Annotated in this window: 2 protein-coding genes and 1 pseudogene; 2 read left to right on the top strand and 1 reads right to left on the bottom strand. The window is 31.9% G+C overall.

The window, feature by feature from the left end; all coding sequences use genetic code 11:
• A pseudogene (locus IDG60_RS12095) lies at positions 1 to 278 on the bottom strand (DNA-binding protein); the annotation flags it as partial.
• A gap of 228 nt (positions 279 to 506) precedes the next feature.
• Between IDG60_RS12095 and IDG60_RS12090 the strand changes: the two are divergent.
• Both IDG60_RS12090 and IDG60_RS12085 read left to right on the top strand, forming a co-directional pair.
• Positions 507 to 1,463, top strand: a complete 957-nt coding sequence (locus tag IDG60_RS12090) for a phosphate/phosphite/phosphonate ABC transporter substrate-binding protein (RefSeq protein WP_000787777.1) — start codon at positions 507 to 509, stop codon at positions 1,461 to 1,463.
• Between the two features lie 194 nt (positions 1,464 to 1,657).
• Positions 1,658 to 2,058: ATP-binding cassette domain-containing protein (locus IDG60_RS12085; protein WP_206160742.1), on the top strand; the 401-nt coding region annotated here is incomplete at its 3' end.

Here is a 2,058-nt window from a genome sequence, read left to right as displayed (position 1 = left end):
GAACTTTTCAAACTTGCTTCTGTTATGTTCGAATGACCATCAATAGCTTTAACGTCATAACCTTGTTTTTGTATTGAATCCGCATAATCTGAAAATGCACCATCACTAACCCAATCTGCAGCACCAGCTGTTTGACCATGAGAACGATCGAATAATACCGTTCGCTGTTGCTTTGTAGGTTGCGATTCATGCGTTATAGCTAAAGATTGCGGTAAAGCACTTAATGATACCGTTGCAACAATTGCAGAGACAGTTAATGACTTATATATTTTTTTCATTTTGTGAGGCTCCTTTTAAAATAAATTTGTTCTTGAATTATAGGATAAAAATTCGTTGCATATGAGCAATTTAACGAAAAGTTTACAAAATCTTATCAAACTCTTAAAGAAAGTTATTAAAATTCATTTTTATAAAATACTTTTTCACATTTAAATGTGGTACGCTATAAGTGTAATTTCATTGCATACATATTACACGATTAAGAATGTGAAGGGGACAGTTATCAAATGAAAAATTTTAAGTATTTATTTGTATTAATGTTAGCAGTCATTGTTTTTGCAGCAGCATGTGGAAACTCAAGTTCTTTAGATAATCAAAAGAACGCTAGTAATGATTCGGATTCTAAATCAGGAGGATACAAACCTAAAGAATTAACAGTACAATTTGTACCTTCGCAAAATGCTGGAACATTAGAGGCTAAAGCAAAACCATTAGAAAAATTACTATCTAAAGAATTAGGAATTCCAGTTAAAGTGTCTGTATCAACTAACTACAATACAATTGTTGAAGCTATGAAGTCTAAAAAAGTTGATGTTGGTTTCTTACCACCAACGGCATACACATTAGCACATGATCAAAAAGCAGCTGATTTATTATTACAAGCACAACGTTTTGGTGTAAAAGAAGATGGTTCAGCAAGTAAAGAACTTGTAGATAGTTATAAATCAGAAATTCTTGTTAAAAAAGACTCAAAAATTAAAAGCTTGAAAGATTTAAAAGGTAAGAAAATTGCCTTACAAGATGTAACATCAACTGCTGGATATACATTCCCACTTGCGATGTTAAAAAACGAAGCAGGTATTAATGCAACTAAAGATATGAAAATTGTGAATGTTAAAGGTCATGACCAAGCAGTTATCTCATTATTAAATGGAGATGTAGATGCTGCGGCTGTATTTAACGATGCACGTAATACTGTGAAAAAAGACCAACCAAATGTATTTAAAGACACACGAATTTTAAAATTAACACAAGCTATTCCGAATGACACAATTTCTGTAAGACCAGATATGGATAAAGATTTCCAAGAAAAATTGAAAAAAGCTTTTATAGACATTGCTAAATCAAAAGAAGGTCACAAAATTATTAGCGAAGTTTATTCACATGAAGGATACACAGAAACGAAAGATTCAAATTTCGACATTGTAAGAGAGTACGAAAAATTAGTTAAAGATATGAAATAATCATTATCGAATTTGGTATTAAAAGCTTTCGTTCAATAGATATATTCTAGATAAATATTGAAAAGCTAGGCGCTAAACTGAAACAGATATAGAAAGGTGTCGCTGTACATTTGAAACCATTTGTACACAGAAACCCAATGTCTATGATATTTCAGTTTACCTTGGCTTTTCTTTATTAAAGAAAGGTGTCAAACATGAGTCAAATCGAATTTAAAAACGTCAGTAAAGTCTATCCTAACGGTCATGTAGGCTTGAAAAATATTAACTTAAATATTGAAAAAGGTGAATTTGCAGTTATTGTCGGACTATCTGGTGCTGGGAAATCCACGTTATTAAGATCTGTAAATCGTTTGCATGATATCACGTCAGGTGAAATTTTCATCCAAGGCAAATCCATCACTAAAGCCCATGGTAAAGCATTATTAGAAATGCGCCGAAATATAGGTATGATTTTCCAACATTTTAATTTAGTTAAACGGTCAAGTGTATTACGAAATGTACTAAGTGGACGTGTAGGTTATCACCCTACTTGGAAAATGGTATTAGGTTTATTCCCAAAAGAAGACAAAATTAAAGCAATGGATGCACTAGAACG

The sequence above is a fragment of the Staphylococcus sp. EG-SA-2 genome (assembly GCF_017152085.1).
This window is presented reverse-complemented; position numbering and strand designations above follow the sequence as displayed.

What these genes read in the sequence shown, in the direction of transcription:
- IDG60_RS12090 (WP_000787777.1), top strand. Translation starts at nt 507, where the DNA reads ATGAAAAATTTTAAGTATTTATTTGTATTAATGTTAGCAGTCATTGTT.